The 458-nt window shown below is 53.5% G+C and carries 1 protein-coding gene; it reads right to left on the bottom strand.

Annotation, left to right across the window (positions count from 1 at the left end):
- A partial coding sequence (locus K5Q58_RS20910) for an AMP-binding protein (protein WP_220755751.1) occupies nt 1-437 on the bottom strand: 437 nt, incomplete at its 3' end.
- Nucleotides 438-458 lie beyond the last annotated feature (21 nt).

Genomic DNA, 458 nt, shown 5'->3' with positions numbered 1-458 from the left:
AGGTAATCGCTGGACTTGAACTTGTCGTGGGTGATAAGTGCCTTGCAGCCCACATTGGTGAGTGCATATTCCAGCTCTTCCGGGCGATAAGCCGGGTTGATGCACACCATGATGGCGCCAATTCTGGCGGTGGCAAACTGAGTCAGACACCACTCGATATTATTGGGCGACCAGATCCCGACCCGATCCCCGGGGCCGATACCCAGTGCCAGCAGGCCTGTGGCCAGCTTATCTATCTCTTCAAGATAGCGCGCATAACTCCAGCGCAGTTGCTGATGACGCATCACCACGGCAGTGTTGTCCGGATAACGGTTGCAGATATCCTGCAGATACTGGCCTATGGTCTTGTCTATCAAGGGAGTATTACTGTGCCCCAGATAACGGCTCTGGGACAGAGGTAAATCATTGGGTTGCTTGCTTGTCTTGTTGGCAGACATCTAAGCCTCCGTGCGTTGTTT

The organism is Shewanella sp. KT0246, from assembly GCF_019654955.1.
GTDB lineage: Bacteria > Pseudomonadota > Gammaproteobacteria > Enterobacterales > Shewanellaceae > Shewanella > Shewanella goraebulensis.
The sequence above is the reverse complement of the archived record's forward strand: the minus strand, read 5'-3'. Positions and strand labels throughout refer to the sequence as shown.